This window comes from Pseudomonas sp. GW458-11-26-14-LB4 (assembly GCF_059423925.1).
In genome coordinates this window covers 127,389-143,529 of sequence record NZ_JBWKYU010000015.1, presented here as the reverse complement: position 1 = coordinate 143,529, position 16,141 = coordinate 127,389, and the positions used below count along the sequence as shown (strand labels likewise).

The following is a 16,141-nucleotide window of genomic DNA, read 5'->3' as shown; positions in this document are numbered from 1 at the left end:
GCTGATCGTTCCCACGCTCTGCGTGGGAATGCATACCGTGACGCTCCGCGTCACAGTGGACGCAGAGCGTCCATGGCTGCGTTACCACGCAGAGCGTGGGAACGATCAGGGCTGACGCGGAATGTCTGTAATCAGCGCTCGCTACGCAGCATTTCCTTCGGCACATACTTGCCGATCTCGAACTTGCCGATCGCCGCGCGGTGCACTTCGTCCGGGCCGTCGGCCAGGCGCAGGGTGCGTTGCATGGCGTACATGTAGGCCAGCGGGAAGTCGTTCGACACCCCTGCCCCGCCATGAATCTGGATCGCCCGGTCGATCACCCGCAACGCGACGTTCGGCGCCACGACCTTGATCTGTGCGATTTCGCTCTTGGCGACTTTGTTACCCACGGTGTCCATCATGTACGCCGCTTTCAGGGTCAGCAGGCGTGCCATGTCGATTTCCATCCGCGAGTCGGCGATCTTGTCGACGTTACCGCCCAGACGCGCCAGCGGTTTGCCGAATGCAGTACGGCTCACCGAACGTTTGCACATCAGTTCCAGTGCACGCTCGGCCATGCCGATCGAACGCATGCAGTGGTGAATCCGGCCTGGGCCAAGGCGACCTTGAGCAATTTCGAAGCCGCGTCCTTCACCGAGCAGGACGTTTTCGTACGGCACCCGCACGTTGTCGAACAGCACTTCGGCGTGACCGTGGGGTGCATCGTCGTAACCGAACACCGGCAGCGGACGGAGGATTTTCACACCAGGGGTGTCGACCGGCACCAGGATCATCGAGTGCTGAGCGTGACGCGGGGCGTCGGGGTTGCTCAGGCCCATGAAGATCAGGATCTTGCAGCGCGGATCGCAGGCGCCGGAGGTCCACCATTTCTTGCCATTGATCACCCACTCGTCGCCATCGCGCACGGCACGGGCAGCCATGTTGGTGGCGTCGGAGGACGCAACGTCCGGTTCGGTCATGGCGAACGCCGAGCGGATCTCGCCGCGCAGCAGCGGTTCGAGCCAGCACTGTTTCTGTTCTTCGTTGGCGTAACGCACCAGCACTTCCATGTTGCCGGTGTCCGGCGCCGAGCAGTTGAACGGCTCAGGCCCGAGCAGCGAACGGCCCATGATTTCCGCCAACGGCGCGTATTCGAGGTTGGTCAGGCCAGCACCCAGCTCCGACTCAGGCAGAAACAAATTCCACAGCCCTTCCGCTTTCGCCTTTGCCTTGAGTTCTTCCATGATCGCCGTCGGCTGCCAGCGATCGCCTTCTGCGACCTGGCGTTCGAACACGGCTTCGGCCGGGTAAACGTAAGTGTCCATGAACGCGGTCACGCGCTCACGCAGTTCTTGCACCTTGGGCGAATAAGCGAAATCCATGAGCAATTACCTTTTTTCGGCAGGTTGTTTAAGTCATGCAATCGATGCTAGAACAGCGTTGATAATTTACCTAGCCTATTCTCGGCGTGTATAAACATTCATCACCGATATATGATTGATTGATTTTCCTGGCCGCCCTGACCCGCGCCATCCACCTATAACAAGAGAGCCGCGTAATGAATCTGAGCAAGGTCGACCTCAACCTTTTCATCGTCTTCGACGCGATCTACACCGAAGCCAACCTGACCCGCGCCGGGCAGATTGTCGGCATTACCCAGCCAGCGGTGTCCAACGCATTGGCGCGGTTGCGCGAAACCTTCAACGACCCGCTCTTCGTACGCACCGCCCAGGGCATGGTGCCGACGCCCATGGCGCAGAACATCATTGGCCCGGTGCGCAACGCTCTCTCGCTGTTGCGGGTTTCGGTTCAGGAAAGCCGCATTTTCAACCCCTCGCAAGCGGTCAAGACCTATCGCATCAGCATGACTGACCTGACCGAAGCGGTGATTCTGCCGCCCCTGTTCCAGCGTCTGCGTCGTCTGGCGCCGACTGTGATCATCGAAAGCTTTCTGTCCAAACGCCGGGAAACCACCAAGGAACTGGCCGCCGGGCGCCTCGATTTCGCCGTAGATGCACCGCTCAACACCGACCCGCAGGTGCGCCACGTCAAGCTGATGGAAGACCGTTACGTCTGCGCGATGCGCAAGGGTCATCCGCTGGCAACCAAGGAAAAATTCACCCTCGACGATTACCTGTCGCTGACCCACATTCATATTTCCAGCCGGCGCAGTGGTCTGGGCCATGTCGATCTGGCGCTGGGCAAGATGGGCATCCAGCGCAAGATCGCCCTGCGCTCGCAGCACTATCTGATGGCGTCCCAGGTGTTGCAGCAGACCGACATGGTGATGACCGTGCCGGAGCGGTTCGCCCGGCGCCATGACCTGCATGCGTTCAATCTGCCGGTCAACGATGTACCGCCGGTGGAAACCCATTTGTACTGGCACGAAAGCACCGATCAGGACCCGGCCAACCGCTGGATGCGCGAGCAGATGATCGAGTTGTGCCAGCAAGTGACAGCGCACGAGAAGAAGCTCGACAAGCTGCAGGCGCCCGCCACTTGACGTAAACGTCAACCTGCCATTAGCTTAGCGCCAAGCCCCTTCTTCGAGCGCTTTCATGAGCAGCCAGACCTACAGCATTTCCGACCTCGCCCGCGAGCTGGACATCACCACCCGGGCGATCCGCTTCTATGAAGAACAAGGCCTGCTCAGCCCTGAGCGCCGAGGCCAGGAACGCATCTATTCGCCGCGCGACAAGGTCAGCCTGAAGCTGATCCTGCGGGGCAAGCGCATCGGTTTCTCCCTGGCCGAGTGCCGTGAACTGATCGAGCTCTACGACCCCTCCAGCGGTAACACCAAACAACTCAACAGCATGCTGGCGAAAATCAGCGAGCGCCGGGCACAGCTTGAACAGCAACTGCTGGACATCGAACAGATGAAGCTGGAACTCGACACCGCCGAAGAACGCTGTGTGCAGGCGCTGGAGCAGACGCTCAAGAGTCAGCAAGTCGCGCAGTAGCCTCCCGACAACCACAACAGGTCAACGCCATGTCCCTCCCCTCCCAAGTACGCCTGATTGAAGTCGGCCCCCGTGACGGCCTGCAGAACGAAGCCCAGCCAATCAGCGTCGCCGACAAGGTGCAACTGGTCGACGCGCTGAGCGCCGCCGGCCTCGGCTATATAGAAGTCGGCAGTTTCGTTTCGCCCAAGTGGGTGCCGCAGATGGCCGGTTCCGCCGACGTGTTCGCGCAGATCCAGCGCAAGCCCGGCGTGACCTATGGCGCGCTGGCGCCGAACCTGCGCGGTTTTGAGGATGCGCTGGCCGCCGGGGTCAAGGAAGTCGCAGTGTTTGCCGCTGCGTCCGAAGCGTTCTCGCAGCGCAACATCAATTGCTCGATCAGCGAAAGCCTGGCGCGGTTCGCGCCGATCATGGAATCGGCGAAACAGCACGGCGTTACCGTGCGCGGTTACGTGTCCTGCGTGCTCGGCTGCCCTTATGAAGGCGAGGTCGCCCCGGAACAAGTGGCCATGGTCGCCCGCGAGCTGTACGCGATGGGCTGCTACGAAGTGTCGCTGGGTGACACCATCGGCACCGGCACTGCGGGCGCCACCCGCCGACTGTTCGAAGTGGTCTCTAAGCAAGTGCCGCGAGAGAAACTCGCCGGCCACTTCCATGACACCTACGGCCAGGCCATGGCCAACATCTACGCCAGCCTGCTGGAAGGCATCGCGGTGTTCGACAGCTCGATCGCCGGCCTCGGCGGCTGCCCGTACGCCAAGGGCGCCAGCGGTAACGTCGCCACCGAAGACGTGGTGTACCTGCTCAACGGCCTGGGGATCGAGGCCGGTATCGACCTCGACGCCTTGATTGCTGCCGGCCAACAGATCAGTGCGGTGCTGGGTCGCCCGACCGGTTCGCGCGTGGCCAAGGCTCGCAGCGCACAGTGAGGGGATGGTGTTACCGCCGAGCGCGAAACGTGGGCACAAGCGAGTAACACGGAAACAAATTGTCTGGTTTTGCCTGAAGGATAAATCCTTCAAAAATCTCAAACCCTTGATTTAAAAGGTTTTTTAAAAGTTGGCACGGCTTCTGCTATCTCTATGGCATAACAAGAATAAAAAGCAGCAAACCAATAAAAATAAGACGTACCGACTCTGACATAACAAAAACAACACGGCAGAGACGCAGCTAACAGATTTTTTTGGAGAAGGTGTGCTTTTCAGGGTATTCCTCGGAATGACCCGCAACCGGGCAGAGAACAATAAAACTACCTTCAGGTAGCTCCCGAATCGGTTGGATCGCTTGGCGAGAAAGCAGATCAGCGCTCAAAAAAATACGTTTGCTCTTGACCCCGGATGGGGGTCGCCAAAAACAGCGGTAAAGGGCCACGGTTGCCAAAAACAACAACAGACCGACCCTCAATAATAAAAAAGAGCACGCGACGACAAAATTAAAGGGGAGCTTCGGCTCCCCTTTGTGCTGTCTGGCGTTCTGAAATTGTCCGCGACGGATCTCCTCCCCCTTCTCGATCTAGCCCCCACATACAAGTAATCCCCAAAAAAACACGGTGGGTTCACGGCTTTCGCTGTGTGTAAACACGACGCCGCATGCGCGTTTAAAGTACACGAACCGTTACGCCATAAGGGCTACAACACCTTGCGTCGTTGCCTACGCGTACGCCAGAATCCGCCGGCTTACGCGGCTATGGGGTGGGCTATATCGTTTCCCTGTCACTGAAAAACAGTGATCGGGTTTGGTAGCCCGTCTGTAATAGCTGTATGGCAACACCGTATGCAGGCCCTTTTGGGGGCTCTGTCTTATGGTGGTCATGCGTGGGGCTCATTCGTGAGCGCCGGGTTCCTATTGCAGCCGGTCTACCAACCCGCGTATGGCCGCCACCCATCGTTTGGTAGCGTGGGTGATGGCTCCTTGAGATCTGCGATAGGAGTTACACGTATGTTCAAAGCCACACCAAACCCACCAGATACCGATTCAATCCCCTACGACGCCGCACTGGAAGCCGAAAACATAAAATCGGCCACCGAGCGGGCGATCAATCATTACCTCGATCCTGGGGCGCAGAAGACGTCCAAGCCATCGCGCAAGCCGGGCAAGATCTACCTGGTCAATCCAACGATGGATGACGAAACGCTGCTGGTCGAAGCGTGCGAAACGCTGTCGTCGGCCAGTGACATGGCCCGGGATCTCGGCAACACCGTCGATCCGTCGCAGCGCAAGGCGATGCAGATACTGCAGCAGGTCATCATGCTGAGTGAGCTGCTGGTCAATCGTGTGCTGGACAACCATCACGTCTCGCGGTAGTTGCCGCCCCGGTGAGGGGCTTGTCCCCTCACGGCCTGGCAGCCGTCGATAAAAATCCTCAAGCGACTCTTTTCCGGAGTTCCAGCTGATGTCCAAGACCGTCATTCCACCGTTAGAAGATCCGGTGTCCCCCTACGAATTTCCCGATTCAAGAAAGCTCCACGACGCCGCCGAACGCGCCCTCGACTATAACTTGACCCCCGCAGCCCAGATTATGGCCACGCCTTACACCCCCAACGACATGTTCATGGTCAACCCGCAAACCGACACGGAGTCCTTGCTGGCCAACGCCTGCGAATCCCTGGCTTCAGCCACGGTCATGCTCGGTGACTTTGCCGGCCTGCTGGAAGGGCCGAACCGCAAGACCCTGTTGGGCATTGTGCAAGTGGTAATGTTGGGGGAGTTAGCGGTTAATCAGGCGTTGGAAAATGTAGAAGTAAAGCAATAAGCGCCGCTTTCGAAGCCAGGATCCGCGCCCTGGCTTCGAAAGCTCTAATCGTCAGCCCTCGTTGCTACGTAACTCCTCGATACTGATCTCGCGCATCCGGAATTTCTGGATCTTGCCCGTCACCGTCATCGGAAACTCCTCGACGAACTTGAAATGACGCGGCGTCTTGAAGTGAGCGATGCGCTCCTTGCACCACGCTTGCAGCTCTTGTTCGGTCGCGCTGTGGCCGGGGTGGAATTTGATCCAGGCGACGATTTCCTCGCCGTAACGCGAGCATGGAATGCCGATCACCTGCACGTCCGCCACCGCCGGGTGGGTGAAGAAGAACTCTTCCAGTTCACGCGGGTAAATGTTCTCGCCGCCACGGATGATCATGTCCTTGTTACGCCCGGCGATGCACACATAACCCTCGTCGTTCATGCTCGCCAGGTCGCCGGTGTGCATCCAGCCTGCCGCGTCGATGGCTTCGGCGGTGGCATTCGGGTTGTTCCAGTAGCCGAGCATCACGCTGTAGCCACGGGTGCACAGCTCGCCGATGGTGCCGCGTGGCACCGGATTGCCGGCCTCATCGATGATCTTGCTTTCGAGTTGCGGCTGGGTGCGGCCGACGGTGGTGACGCGCAGCTCCAGTTCGTCGGATGGGCCGGTCTGTAGCGAGACAGGGCTGGTTTCGGTCATGCCGTAGGCGATCTGCACTTCGCTCATGTGCATTTCGTTGATGACCCGGCGCATCACTTCGATCGGGCAAGTGGCGCCGGCCATGATCCCGGTGCGCAGGGTCGACAGGTCGAATTCGGCGCGCTGCGGCTGATCGAGCATGGCGATGAACATGGTCGGCACGCCGTACAGCGCGGTAGCTTTTTCTTCGGCGACGGTGCTCAGGGTCAGCAGTGGATCGAAGGCATCGTTGGGATAAATCATCGTGCTGCCGTGGGTGATGCAGCCGAGGTTGCCCATGACCATGCCGAAGCAGTGATACAGCGGCACCGGGATCACCAGGCGATCAGCAGCGGTCAGGCCGAGGCTTTCGCCGACCATGTAACCGTTGTTGAGGATGTTGTAGTGACTGAGGGTCGCGCCCTTGGGGAAACCGGTGGTGCCGGAGGTGTACTGGATGTTGACGGGTTGGTCGAAGTGCAGGCTGTCGCTGCGTTCACGCAATTGTTCTGGAGAGACACTGGCGGCCAGATCTGCCAGTTGCGACCACGGGAGAAAACCCGAAGGCGGCTGTGAATCGAGGCTGATCAAGCCGCGCAGCTCCGGCAGGCGCTCGCTGCGCAGTTCGCCGATGGATTGCTCGGCCAGTTCCGGCAGCAAGCCTTGCAACATGCCGTGATAGTTGGAGCTCTTGAACGCCCCGGCGCAGACCAACCATTGGCAGCCGGATTGCTTGAGCACGTATTCGAGTTCGGAGCTGCGGTAGGCCGGGTTGATGTTGACCAGGATTACGCCGAGCTTCGCGGTGGCGAACTGAGTGATGCACCACTGAGCGCAATTCGGTGCCCAGATGCCGAGCCGGTCACCGGCCTGCAAACCCAACGCCCGCAGGGCTCTGGCATGCACGTCCACCGCGTCGGCCAGTTGCCGCCAGGTGTAACGCTGCTGCTGATGGCGCACCACCAGCGCCTCACCGTCCGGGTACTGCGCGACGGTCTCGTCGAACTTCTGCCCGATGGTCATCGCCAGCAAGGCTTTGTCCTGGGAACCACGGGTGTAGCTGCGCTGCGGGTTTGCACTGGGTTGATCCATGACGACCCCTATTGTCTTTATTAGTGGGTGTTGGAACGGAGCCATATGAGCTCCGACCATTCAGAACTGGCTCTACTCTCGCTCAAGTTGACGTTAACGTAAAGGGTGATTGACAGCCATTCGTCACAGGCTTACGTTAACGTAAAGGTGAGAACTGAAACGCCCTTCTCCCCACCCTACAAAAAAGCCAAAAGGTGACCCATGAGCTACCCATCCCTGAACTTTGCCCTCGGCGAAACCATCGACATGCTGCGCGATCAGGTTCAGTCCTTTGTCGCCAAGGAGATCGCCCCCCGTGCCGCGCAGATCGACAGCGACAACCTGTTCCCTGCCGATCTGTGGTGCAAGTTTGGTGACATGGGCCTGCTCGGGATCACCGTGCCGGAAGAGTACGGCGGCGCTGGTCTGGGCTACCTGGCGCACGTGGTGGCGATGGAAGAAATCAGCCGTGGATCGGCTTCCGTGGCGTTGTCCTACGGCGCCCACTCCAATCTCTGCGTCAACCAGATCAACCGCAATGGCAACCACGAACAGAAAACCAAATACCTGCCGAAGCTGATCAGCGGCGAACACGTCGGCGCTCTGGCGATGAGCGAGCCGAACGCCGGTTCCGACGTGGTCTCGATGAAATTGCGCGCCGATAAACGCGGCGACCGTTTCGTGCTCAACGGCAGCAAGACCTGGATCACCAACGGCCCCGACGCCAACACCTACGTGATCTACGCCAAGACCGACCTGGAAAAAGGTCCGCACGGCATCACCGCGTTCATCGTCGAGCGCGACTGGAAAGGCTTCAGCCGCAGCAACAAGTTCGACAAGCTCGGCATGCGCGGCTCCAACACTTGCGAGCTGTTCTTCGATGACGTCGAAGTACCGGAGGAAAACATCCTCGGCGTGCTCAACGGCGGCGTGAAAGTGCTGATGAGTGGCCTCGATTACGAGCGCGTCGTGCTGTCCGGTGGCCCGACCGGGATCATGCAGTCGTGCATGGACCTGATCGTGCCGTACATCCATGACCGCAAGCAGTTCGGCCAGAGCATCGGCGAATTCCAGCTGATCCAGGGCAAAGTCGCCGACATGTACACCCAACTCAACGCCAGCCGCGCTTACCTTTACGCCGTGGCCCAGGCCTGCGAGCGCAACGAAACCACGCGCAAGGACGCTGCCGGCGTGATCCTCTACACCGCCGAACGCGCCACGCAAATGGCCCTGGATGCGATCCAGATTCTCGGCGGCAACGGCTACATCAACGAATTCCCGGCCGGCCGTCTGCTACGTGACGCCAAGCTGTACGAAATCGGTGCCGGTACCAGTGAGATCCGTCGCATGCTGATCGGTCGCGAACTGTTCAACGAAACCCGCTAAACGGAGCTGTCCATGGCTATCCTGCATACCCAGCTCAACCCTCGTTCAGCGGAGTTCGCCGCCAACAGCGCGGCGATGCTCGAACAGGTCGACGCCCTGCACACCCTGCTCGCCCAAGTGGCCCAGGGCGGCGGCGCGAAAGCTCAGGAACGTCACACCTCGCGCGGCAAACTGCTGCCGCGTGAGCGGATCAACCGCTTGCTCGATCCGGGCTCGCCGTTTCTGGAAATCAGTCAGTTGGCCGCCCACGCTGTGTATGGCGAAGACGTGCCGGCCGCTGGCGTGATTGCCGGGATCGGTCGCGTGGAAGGCGTCGAGTGCATGATCGTCGCCAACGACGCGACCGTGAAAGGTGGTTCGTACTATCCGCTGACCGTGAAGAAACACCTGCGCGCCCAAACCATCGCCCAGCAAAACCGTCTGCCGTGCATTTATCTGGTGGATTCGGGCGGCGCCAACCTGCCGCGTCAGGACGAAGTGTTCCCGGATCGCGAGCACTTCGGGCGAATCTTCTTCAACCAGGCCAACATGAGCGCCATGGGCATTCCGCAGATTGCCGTGGTCATGGGTTCCTGCACCGCCGGCGGCGCCTATGTGCCGGCGATGGCCGACGAAGCGATCATGGTGCGCAATCAGGCAACGATCTTCCTCGCCGGCCCGCCATTGGTAAAAGCCGCGACCGGTGAAGTGGTCAGCGCCGAAGAACTCGGCGGGGCCGATGTGCATTGCAAGACGTCCGGGGTTGCCGACCACTACGCCGAAAGCGATGAGCATGCCCTCGCCCTCGCCCGCCGCAGCGTCGCCAACCTCAACTGGCGCAAGCTCGGCGAAGTGCAGCAGCGCGCGCCGATTGCGCCGCTGTACGCCAGCGACGAGTTGTACGGCGTGGTGTCGGCAGATGCCAAGCAGCCGTTCGATGTGCGCGAAGTGATTGCGCGACTGGTCGACGGTTCGGTGTTCGATGAATTCAAAGCCCTGTTCGGCACCACGCTGGTGTGCGGTTTCGCTCACCTGCACGGCTACCCGATCGCGATCCTCGCCAACAACGGCATCCTGTTCGCCGAAGCCGCGCAGAAAGGCGCGCACTTCATCGAACTGGCCTGCCAGCGCGGCATCCCGCTGCTGTTCCTGCAGAACATCACCGGCTTCATGGTCGGCCAGAAATACGAAGCCGGCGGCATCGCCAAACACGGCGCCAAACTGGTGACCGCGGTGGCGTGCGCCAAGTTGCCAAAATTCACCGTGATCATCGGCGGCAGCTTCGGCGCAGGCAACTACGGCATGTGCGGGCGGGCCTACGATCCGCGTTTCCTGTGGATGTGGCCGAACGCGCGGATCGGCGTGATGGGCGCCGAACAGGCGGCCGGCGTGCTGGTTCAGGTCAAGCGCGAGCAGGCCGAACGCAGCGGTCAGGCGTTCAGTGCGGAACAGGAAAGCGAGATCAAGCAACCGATTCTCGACCAGTACGAAGAACAGGGTCACCCCTACTACTCCAGCGCACGACTGTGGGACGACGGTGTCATCGACCCGGCGCAGACCCGCGATGTACTGGCCCTGGCCTTGTCCGCGTCGTTGAACGCGCCTATCGAACCGAGCCGCTTCGGCGTGTTCCGGATGTGATCGGGAGAACCTCATGAGCGACTTCAACACCCTCGAATTGCACAGCGATCCACGGGGTTTCGCAACCCTGTGGCTGAGCCGCGAAGAAAAGAACAACGCGTTCAACGCCGAAATGATCCGCGAACTGATCCTGGCGCTGGACAAGATCGCCAGTGATGCCAGCCTGCGCTTTTTACTGGTACGCGGACGCGGCAAACACTTCAGCGCTGGCGCGGATCTGGCCTGGATGCAGCAATCGGCCGAACTCGATTACCACACCAACCTCGACGACGCCCGGGAACTGGCGGAGCTGATGTACAACCTCGCCAAACTGAAAATCCCGACCGTGGCCGTGGTGCAAGGCGCGGCGTTCGGTGGCGCGCTGGGTCTGATCAGTTGCTGCGACATGGCGATTGGCGCCGATGACGCGCAGTTCTGTCTGTCGGAAGTGCGCATCGGCCTGGCGCCGGCGGTGATCAGTCCGTTCGTGGTGCAAGCCATTGGCGAGCGCGCGGCGCGGCGTTATGCGCTGACGGCCGAGCGTTTTGGCGGGCAGCGGGCGCGGGAAATCGGTTTGTTGTCGGAAAGCTATCCGGCGACCGAGCTTGAACAGAAAGTCGAACAATGGATCGACAACCTCCTGCTCAACAGCCCCGCCGCCATGCGCGCCAGCAAGGATCTGCTGCGTGAAGTCGGCAACGGCGCGCTGACGCCGGCCCTGCGCCGCTACACCGAAAACGCCATCGCCCGCATCCGCGTCAGTCCGGAAGGCCAGGAAGGTCTGCGGGCCTTTCTGCAGAAGCGTCCGCCGAGCTGGCAAGCCGCAACCACCACCAAGGAGCCGCGTTGATGAGCGCACCTGTTCTCACCACCCTGCTGGTGGCCAACCGTGGCGAAATCGCTTGCCGGGTCATGCGTACCGCCAAGGCTTTGGGCCTGACCACCGTCGCCGTGCACAGCGCCACCGACCGCGAAGCGCGGCACAGCCGCGAAGCGGATATCCGCGTCGATCTGGGCGGCAGCAAAGCGGCCGACAGCTATCTGCAAATCGATAAATTGATCGCAGCGGCCAAGGCCAGCGGTGCTCAGGCGATTCATCCGGGTTATGGCTTTCTGTCGGAGAACGCTGGTTTTGCTCGCGCCATTGAAGCCGCCGGCCTGATTTTCCTTGGCCCGCCCGCCTCGGCCATCGACGCGATGGGCAGCAAATCCGCCGCCAAGGCCCTGATGGAAACTGCTGGCGTGCCGCTGGTTCCGGGATATCACGGCGAAGCTCAGGATCTGGACACCTTCCGCGATGCTTGCGAGCGCATTGGTTATCCAGTGCTGCTCAAGGCCACCGCTGGCGGTGGCGGTAAAGGTATGAAAGTTGTCGAGGACGTCAGCCAGTTGGCTGAAGCGCTGGCCTCGGCCCAGCGTGAAGCGCAGTCATCGTTCGGCGATTCGCGGATGCTGGTGGAAAAATACCTGCTCAAGCCGCGCCACGTGGAAATCCAGGTATTCGCCGATCAGCATGGCAATTGCCTGTACCTGAACGAGCGCGACTGCTCGATCCAGCGCCGGCACCAGAAGGTCGTCGAAGAAGCGCCGGCACCGGGTTTGAGCCCGGAACTGCGTCGAGCGATGGGCGAAGCGGCGGTGCGTTCGGCGCAGGCCATCGGCTACGTCGGCGCCGGCACGGTGGAGTTTCTGCTGGACGCTCGCGGCGAGTTTTTCTTCATGGAGATGAACACGCGACTGCAGGTCGAACACCCGGTCACCGAAGCCATCACCGGGCTCGATCTGGTGGCCTGGCAGATTCGCGTCGCCCGTGGCGAAGCGCTGCCGATCACTCAGGATCAGGTGCCGTTGAACGGGCATGCAATTGAGGTTCGGCTGTACGCGGAAGATCCTTCGAATGATTTCCTGCCGGCGACCGGGCGTCTGGATCTGTATCGCGAATCCGCCGCAGGGCCGGGGCGCCGTGTGGACAGCGGCGTTGAGGAAGGCGATGAGATTTCGCCGTTCTATGACCCGATGCTCGGCAAGCTGATTGCCTGGGGCGAAGACCGTGAACAGGCGCGTTTGCGGCTGCTGAGCATGCTCGACGAGTTTGCGATTGGCGGGCTGAAGACCAACATCAACTTCCTGCGGCGGATCATCGGTCATCCGGCGTTTGCGGCAACCGAGCTGGATACTGGGTTCATTCCGCGCTATCAGGAGCAACTGCTTCCAGCGCCTGCGGCGCTGAGCGATGAGTTCTGGAGTGTGGCGGCGCAGGCTTTTGCGCAGAGTCTGCCGGGGATGGCTCGGGCAGATGATCCGGCCTCGCCTTGGGCGCTTCACAGCGGTTTGCGCGCCGGGTTGCCACGTGAAATTACTCTGCATCTGAGCTGCGAGGGGCAGGATCGGGCGTTGACGCTCGGCGCTGGCGGCAATGCAAAACTGATCGGTGAACAACTGGTGGTCGAGCACGATGGGCTGCGTCGACAGCTGCGGGCGATTCGCCGTGGAGAGGTTCTGTTTCTGCAATGGGACGGCGAGTTGCGGCGCGTTGAAACGTACGACCCGATCAGCGCTGTCGAAGCCAGTCACAGCCATCAGGGTGGTCTGACGGCGCCGATGAACGGCAGCATCGTCCGAGTGTTGGTGGAGGCCGGGCAATCGGTTGAAGCCGGCGCTCAATTGGTGGTGCTGGAAGCGATGAAGATGGAGCACAGCATCCGCGCGCCCCATGCTGGCGTGATCAAGGCGCTGTATTGCCAGGAAGGCGAAATGGTCAGCGAAGGCAGTGCGCTGGTCGAACTGGAAGTAGCGTGAAAGGTGGATCGATCCTACGCCTGGCGAGGATCGATCTGACTAGTATTTGGCCGTTGCCTGAACCACGACACCAATAATGCGGCACTCGTCGGTCAACAAGGCTTTCGGCCAGGTCGGATTGAGCGGCACCAGGTAACGCTGGCCGCCCTCTTCGATCAGTTTGCGGAAAATCGCCTCGTCGCTGTCAGGCCACTGGGCGATCACCAGTTTTCCGGGCTCGGCTTCCAGCGCCGGGTCCACCAGAATCATCATCCCTTCGCCGATGCTCTGCCCCGTGGGCGCAGTCATCGCATTCCCCATCACGGTAAGCCAGAACGCCGGGCCACGGGCGTGGTAATCCGTCAGTTCGAAACGCCGCTTGTCCTTGGCACTCGAATACGCTGGCTGGCTCTCACGGGCCTCGACCGGCGCATTCCACTCGCTGACCGGGTAGCGAAAGTAAGGGTTGTACTTCTGCGCCAGAGGCATTTCGTCATCCGCATCGATCTGCGGTTCGCGAATCACCACCGCGACCTCGAGATACTCCATGCCCAGCGCTTTCAGCACGCGGTTCATCTGCGTGATGCCGGGCTCGCGGCGCTTGTTCAGCCAATGGCCGATACCGCCCTGAGACATGCCGACACGCTCGCCGAGCTCGACTTGAGTGACGTTGAGTTCACTCATTTTGGCCTTGACCAACTCAATCCATTTATCCATGTGCGGCACCATACGTGGACGCCTGCGGCCGGCAAAACACATATTGTAGTATTTAAATTCTGGTCACAAATACTGATAGTACTATGCTTGAGTCACGGATTTGAATCGACCAAGGAGTGACCTTTCACCATGAATATCACCAGCAAAGACTTGCCCGACCTGCAAATGGACACCACCTTCACGTCCCCGCAAGGGTGCGCCGCTGCGCAACGGGCGTTGGACTATTACTTGAAACCAGCTGTGTCAGAACCGGAAGTGGATGAGCGCTTTTTCGGCGTAAACAGCAATCTGAGCGGCGAAGAATCCCTGGTCCACGCCTCCGATCTGCTGCGATGTGCAGCAGCGACGGCGTTCAAGGCGGCGGACGGCCTGCAGGGCGTCAATCGGGATCTGGCGTTTTCGGTCGTGCACATGGTGGACATGGCGCGGGCGATGGTTGATCACTCGCTCGATGGCGCAGTTCGCTGAACACGGGAGTTCGGACGGACGGGAAAGAATTTTCCAATCGCGCAGATAAAAACATTTGACTTGCAAATGATAATGATTATTATTGCAAGCAACTGGTCGCGAGATCAGTCGATGGACCAGAGACCTTAGGTCGGTCTTCTGGACTATCTCCTCATCAGGCTAATCACGGTTTTTGACCCGGCTTTTTGCCGGGTCTTTTTTTTGCCAGTTTTCTGGCTTGTGGCTTCAGGCTAATGAAGTCTTTGGATGCCGCAAATTCGATGGCGCGGATAATATCAAAAGAATATTGCTTGGCAAGCGGAGCCCGGCCACATTGGGGCAAAGTAACGCCAATTAGCACTTGAGAATCAATCGCACAGCCACTAAGCTGCATCCGCGTCACGGAAGACGCCCCCCGCCGCAACCCGCAATTTCCCTCGGTTTCACCCCTGTCTTGCGTGTAAAGTAGCCGCCATAAAAATCATATTCAGGAACCGATTATGACCGTGGCCAAATCTTCGTTCGACATCAGCGCCAACTTCGACAGCGGCAACATCCAAGTCATCGACATCAGCAATCCGCTCAACCCGGTTCTGGCAATTCGGCCAGATACCCGCAGCGCTCATTTCCAGTGGTTCCACTTCAAGGCCAGCGGCCTGCATGTTCATCAGGAACACTGGTTCCGCCTGGTCAACGCCAGCCAGTCTTCCTACAACAAAGCCTGGACCGGCTATCAGGCGGTCGCTTCCTACGACCACGTCAACTGGTTCCGTATCCCGACTCAATTCGAAGGCGACAGCCTGCGCTTCTGCCTCGAAGCCGAGCAGACCCACGCCTGGTTCGCCTATTTCGAACCTTACAGCCGTGGCCGTCATGACTGGCTGATCGAGCAAGCACTGACCAAGGCCGGCACCGAACTGCTGGCCACCGGCAAAAGCGTCGAAGGCCGCGACATCCAGTTGCTGCGCAAAGGCACTGGCGCCGAAGGTCGCCGCAAGATCTGGATCATCGCCCAGCAGCATCCCGGCGAGCACATGGCCGAGTGGTTCATGGAAGGCGTGATCGAACGCCTGGAGCATCATGACGATCCGGTACTGAACAAACTGCTGGCCAGCGCCGATTTGTACCTGGTGCCGAACATGAACCCGGACGGCGCCTTCCACGGTCACCTGCGCACCAATGCCATGGGCCAGGACCTGAACCGCGCCTGGCAGAACGCCAGTCAGGAAGTCAGCCCCGAAGTACTTTTCGTACAACAGCAGATGGAAAAGTACGGCGTCGATCTGTTCCTCGACGTACACGGCGACGAAGAAATCCCCCACGTGTTCACTGCCGGTTGCGAAGGCAACCCGGGTTACACCCCGCGCCTGGAGAAGCTCGAAGAGCACTTCCGCAGCCACCTGAAGCACACCACCAAAGATTTCCAGACCAAGTACGGCTACACCCGCGACGAGCCGGGTCAGGCCAACATGACTCTGGCTTGCAACAGCGTCGGCCAGAAGTTCGACTGCCTGTCGCTGACCCTGGAAATGCCATTCAAGGATCACGATGACGCGCCGAATCCGCTCACCGGCTGGTCGGGCAAACGCTCGAAGCAACTGGGCAAAGACGTGCTGACCACCATCGCAGACATGGTCGACACCCTGCGCTAATCCCCTCGGATTTTCGCTTCACGAAAGATCGCAGCCTGTCTGCGATCTTTTTTTTGCGCCGACTTTTACCCAATCAGGTTGCAAATCAAAACCGGATTACTTACCGTCAATCAAGTTTCAATTTGAAACCTGAAAGGATCCGG

At 60.0% G+C, this 16,141-nt stretch carries 15 protein-coding genes; 11 read left to right on the top strand and 4 right to left on the bottom strand.

Features of this window, described 5'->3' with window-relative positions:
- Positions 1–131: 131 nt before the first annotated feature.
- Positions 132–1,361 (bottom strand): acyl-CoA dehydrogenase, encoded by a 1,230-nt coding sequence (locus tag AC07XZ_RS20240; protein ID WP_102687166.1) that lies wholly within the window; start codon positions 1,359–1,361, stop codon positions 132–134.
- A gap of 176 nt (positions 1,362–1,537) precedes the next feature.
- On the opposite strand from AC07XZ_RS20240, the gene AC07XZ_RS20235 reads away from it, so the two are divergent.
- The 5 genes from AC07XZ_RS20235 to AC07XZ_RS20215 all read left to right on the top strand — a co-directional run bounded on the left by AC07XZ_RS20235 (position 1,538) and on the right by AC07XZ_RS20215 (position 5,691).
- Positions 1,538–2,482: a LysR family transcriptional regulator gene (locus AC07XZ_RS20235; RefSeq protein ID WP_011334997.1), complete on the top strand. Its 945-nt coding sequence runs from the start codon at positions 1,538–1,540 to the stop codon at positions 2,480–2,482.
- A 55-nt stretch (positions 2,483–2,537) separates the two neighbouring features.
- The gene (locus tag AC07XZ_RS20230) at positions 2,538–2,939 is read left to right on the top strand and encodes a MerR family transcriptional regulator (RefSeq protein WP_039767497.1); all 402 of its coding nucleotides are present in this window, start codon (positions 2,538–2,540) and stop codon (positions 2,937–2,939) included.
- Between the two features lie 29 nt (positions 2,940–2,968).
- Complete coding sequence (locus AC07XZ_RS20225; protein WP_102687165.1) at positions 2,969–3,868, top strand: hydroxymethylglutaryl-CoA lyase; 900 nt, start codon at positions 2,969–2,971, stop codon at positions 3,866–3,868.
- Positions 3,869–4,877: 1,009 nt separating this feature from the next.
- On the top strand, positions 4,878–5,243 hold the full coding sequence (locus tag AC07XZ_RS20220; protein WP_102687163.1) for a DUF6124 family protein: 366 nt from the start codon (positions 4,878–4,880) through the stop codon (positions 5,241–5,243).
- An 88-nt stretch (positions 5,244–5,331) separates the two neighbouring features.
- Positions 5,332–5,691, top strand: coding sequence for a DUF6124 family protein (locus AC07XZ_RS20215; RefSeq protein ID WP_102687162.1), 360 nt, complete (start codon positions 5,332–5,334; stop codon positions 5,689–5,691).
- 51 nt (positions 5,692–5,742) lie between these two features.
- On the opposite strand, the gene AC07XZ_RS20210 is transcribed toward AC07XZ_RS20215, so the two are convergent.
- Complete coding sequence (locus tag AC07XZ_RS20210; protein ID WP_102687161.1) at positions 5,743–7,440, bottom strand: AMP-binding protein; 1,698 nt, start codon at positions 7,438–7,440, stop codon at positions 5,743–5,745.
- A 201-nt stretch (positions 7,441–7,641) separates the two neighbouring features.
- Between AC07XZ_RS20210 and AC07XZ_RS20205 the strand changes: the two genes are divergently transcribed.
- Genes AC07XZ_RS20205 through AC07XZ_RS20190 form a run of 4 tightly spaced genes read left to right on the top strand, consistent with a single transcriptional unit; the run spans position 7,642 to position 13,203 of the window.
- Positions 7,642–8,805 (top strand): isovaleryl-CoA dehydrogenase, encoded by a 1,164-nt coding sequence (locus tag AC07XZ_RS20205; protein ID WP_085745949.1) that lies wholly within the window; start codon positions 7,642–7,644, stop codon positions 8,803–8,805.
- A gap of 12 nt (positions 8,806–8,817) precedes the next feature.
- Positions 8,818–10,425: a carboxyl transferase domain-containing protein gene (locus AC07XZ_RS20200; RefSeq protein WP_102687160.1), complete on the top strand. Its 1,608-nt coding sequence runs from the start codon at positions 8,818–8,820 to the stop codon at positions 10,423–10,425.
- Between the two features lie 13 nt (positions 10,426–10,438).
- Complete coding sequence (locus tag AC07XZ_RS20195) at positions 10,439–11,254, top strand: gamma-carboxygeranoyl-CoA hydratase (RefSeq protein WP_102687159.1); 816 nt, start codon at positions 10,439–10,441, stop codon at positions 11,252–11,254.
- A complete protein-coding gene (locus tag AC07XZ_RS20190) occupies positions 11,254–13,203 on the top strand; it encodes an acetyl/propionyl/methylcrotonyl-CoA carboxylase subunit alpha (RefSeq protein ID WP_102687158.1) in 1,950 nt (649 codons plus the stop codon). Before AC07XZ_RS20195 ends, AC07XZ_RS20190 begins: the two co-directional genes overlap by 1 nt.
- Before the next feature lie 39 nt (positions 13,204–13,242).
- Here the strand turns inward: AC07XZ_RS20190 and AC07XZ_RS20185 are convergent, their stop codons facing one another.
- Positions 13,243–13,899, bottom strand: coding sequence for a LexA family protein (locus tag AC07XZ_RS20185; RefSeq protein ID WP_085746264.1), 657 nt, complete (start codon positions 13,897–13,899; stop codon positions 13,243–13,245).
- Between the two features lie 129 nt (positions 13,900–14,028).
- Here AC07XZ_RS20185 and AC07XZ_RS20180 point away from each other — a divergent pair, with 129 nt between their 5' ends.
- Complete coding sequence (locus AC07XZ_RS20180; RefSeq protein WP_102687157.1) at positions 14,029–14,367, top strand: DUF6124 family protein; 339 nt, start codon at positions 14,029–14,031, stop codon at positions 14,365–14,367.
- Between the two features lie 163 nt (positions 14,368–14,530).
- Here the strand turns inward: AC07XZ_RS20180 and AC07XZ_RS20175 are convergent, their stop codons facing one another.
- Positions 14,531–14,749 carry a hypothetical protein gene (locus AC07XZ_RS20175; protein ID WP_146024017.1) on the bottom strand — a complete coding sequence of 73 codons (219 nt, stop codon included), beginning with the start codon at positions 14,747–14,749 and terminating at the stop codon, positions 14,531–14,533.
- Positions 14,750–14,846: 97 nt separating this feature from the next.
- On the opposite strand from AC07XZ_RS20175, the gene AC07XZ_RS20170 reads away from it, so the two are divergent.
- On the top strand, positions 14,847–15,998 hold the full coding sequence (locus tag AC07XZ_RS20170) for a M14 family metallopeptidase (RefSeq protein ID WP_102687156.1): 1,152 nt from the start codon (positions 14,847–14,849) through the stop codon (positions 15,996–15,998).
- The last annotated feature ends 143 nt before the right edge of the window (positions 15,999–16,141 follow it).

What these genes read in the sequence shown, in the direction of transcription:
- AC07XZ_RS20240 (WP_102687166.1), bottom strand. Translation starts at nt 1,361, where the DNA reads ATGGATTTCGCTTATTCGCCCAAGGTGCAAGAACTGCGTGAGCGCGTG.
- AC07XZ_RS20235 (WP_011334997.1), top strand. Translation starts at nt 1,538, where the DNA reads ATGAATCTGAGCAAGGTCGACCTCAACCTTTTCATCGTCTTCGACGCG.
- AC07XZ_RS20230 (WP_039767497.1), top strand. Translation starts at nt 2,538, where the DNA reads ATGAGCAGCCAGACCTACAGCATTTCCGACCTCGCCCGCGAGCTGGAC.
- AC07XZ_RS20225 (WP_102687165.1), top strand. Translation starts at nt 2,969, where the DNA reads ATGTCCCTCCCCTCCCAAGTACGCCTGATTGAAGTCGGCCCCCGTGAC.
- AC07XZ_RS20220 (WP_102687163.1), top strand. Translation starts at nt 4,878, where the DNA reads ATGTTCAAAGCCACACCAAACCCACCAGATACCGATTCAATCCCCTAC.
- AC07XZ_RS20215 (WP_102687162.1), top strand. Translation starts at nt 5,332, where the DNA reads ATGTCCAAGACCGTCATTCCACCGTTAGAAGATCCGGTGTCCCCCTAC.
- AC07XZ_RS20210 (WP_102687161.1), bottom strand. Translation starts at nt 7,440, where the DNA reads ATGGATCAACCCAGTGCAAACCCGCAGCGCAGCTACACCCGTGGTTCC.
- AC07XZ_RS20205 (WP_085745949.1), top strand. Translation starts at nt 7,642, where the DNA reads ATGAGCTACCCATCCCTGAACTTTGCCCTCGGCGAAACCATCGACATG.
- AC07XZ_RS20200 (WP_102687160.1), top strand. Translation starts at nt 8,818, where the DNA reads ATGGCTATCCTGCATACCCAGCTCAACCCTCGTTCAGCGGAGTTCGCC.
- AC07XZ_RS20195 (WP_102687159.1), top strand. Translation starts at nt 10,439, where the DNA reads ATGAGCGACTTCAACACCCTCGAATTGCACAGCGATCCACGGGGTTTC.
- AC07XZ_RS20190 (WP_102687158.1), top strand. Translation starts at nt 11,254, where the DNA reads ATGAGCGCACCTGTTCTCACCACCCTGCTGGTGGCCAACCGTGGCGAA.
- AC07XZ_RS20185 (WP_085746264.1), bottom strand. Translation starts at nt 13,899, where the DNA reads ATGGATAAATGGATTGAGTTGGTCAAGGCCAAAATGAGTGAACTCAAC.
- AC07XZ_RS20180 (WP_102687157.1), top strand. Translation starts at nt 14,029, where the DNA reads ATGAATATCACCAGCAAAGACTTGCCCGACCTGCAAATGGACACCACC.
- AC07XZ_RS20170 (WP_102687156.1), top strand. Translation starts at nt 14,847, where the DNA reads ATGACCGTGGCCAAATCTTCGTTCGACATCAGCGCCAACTTCGACAGC.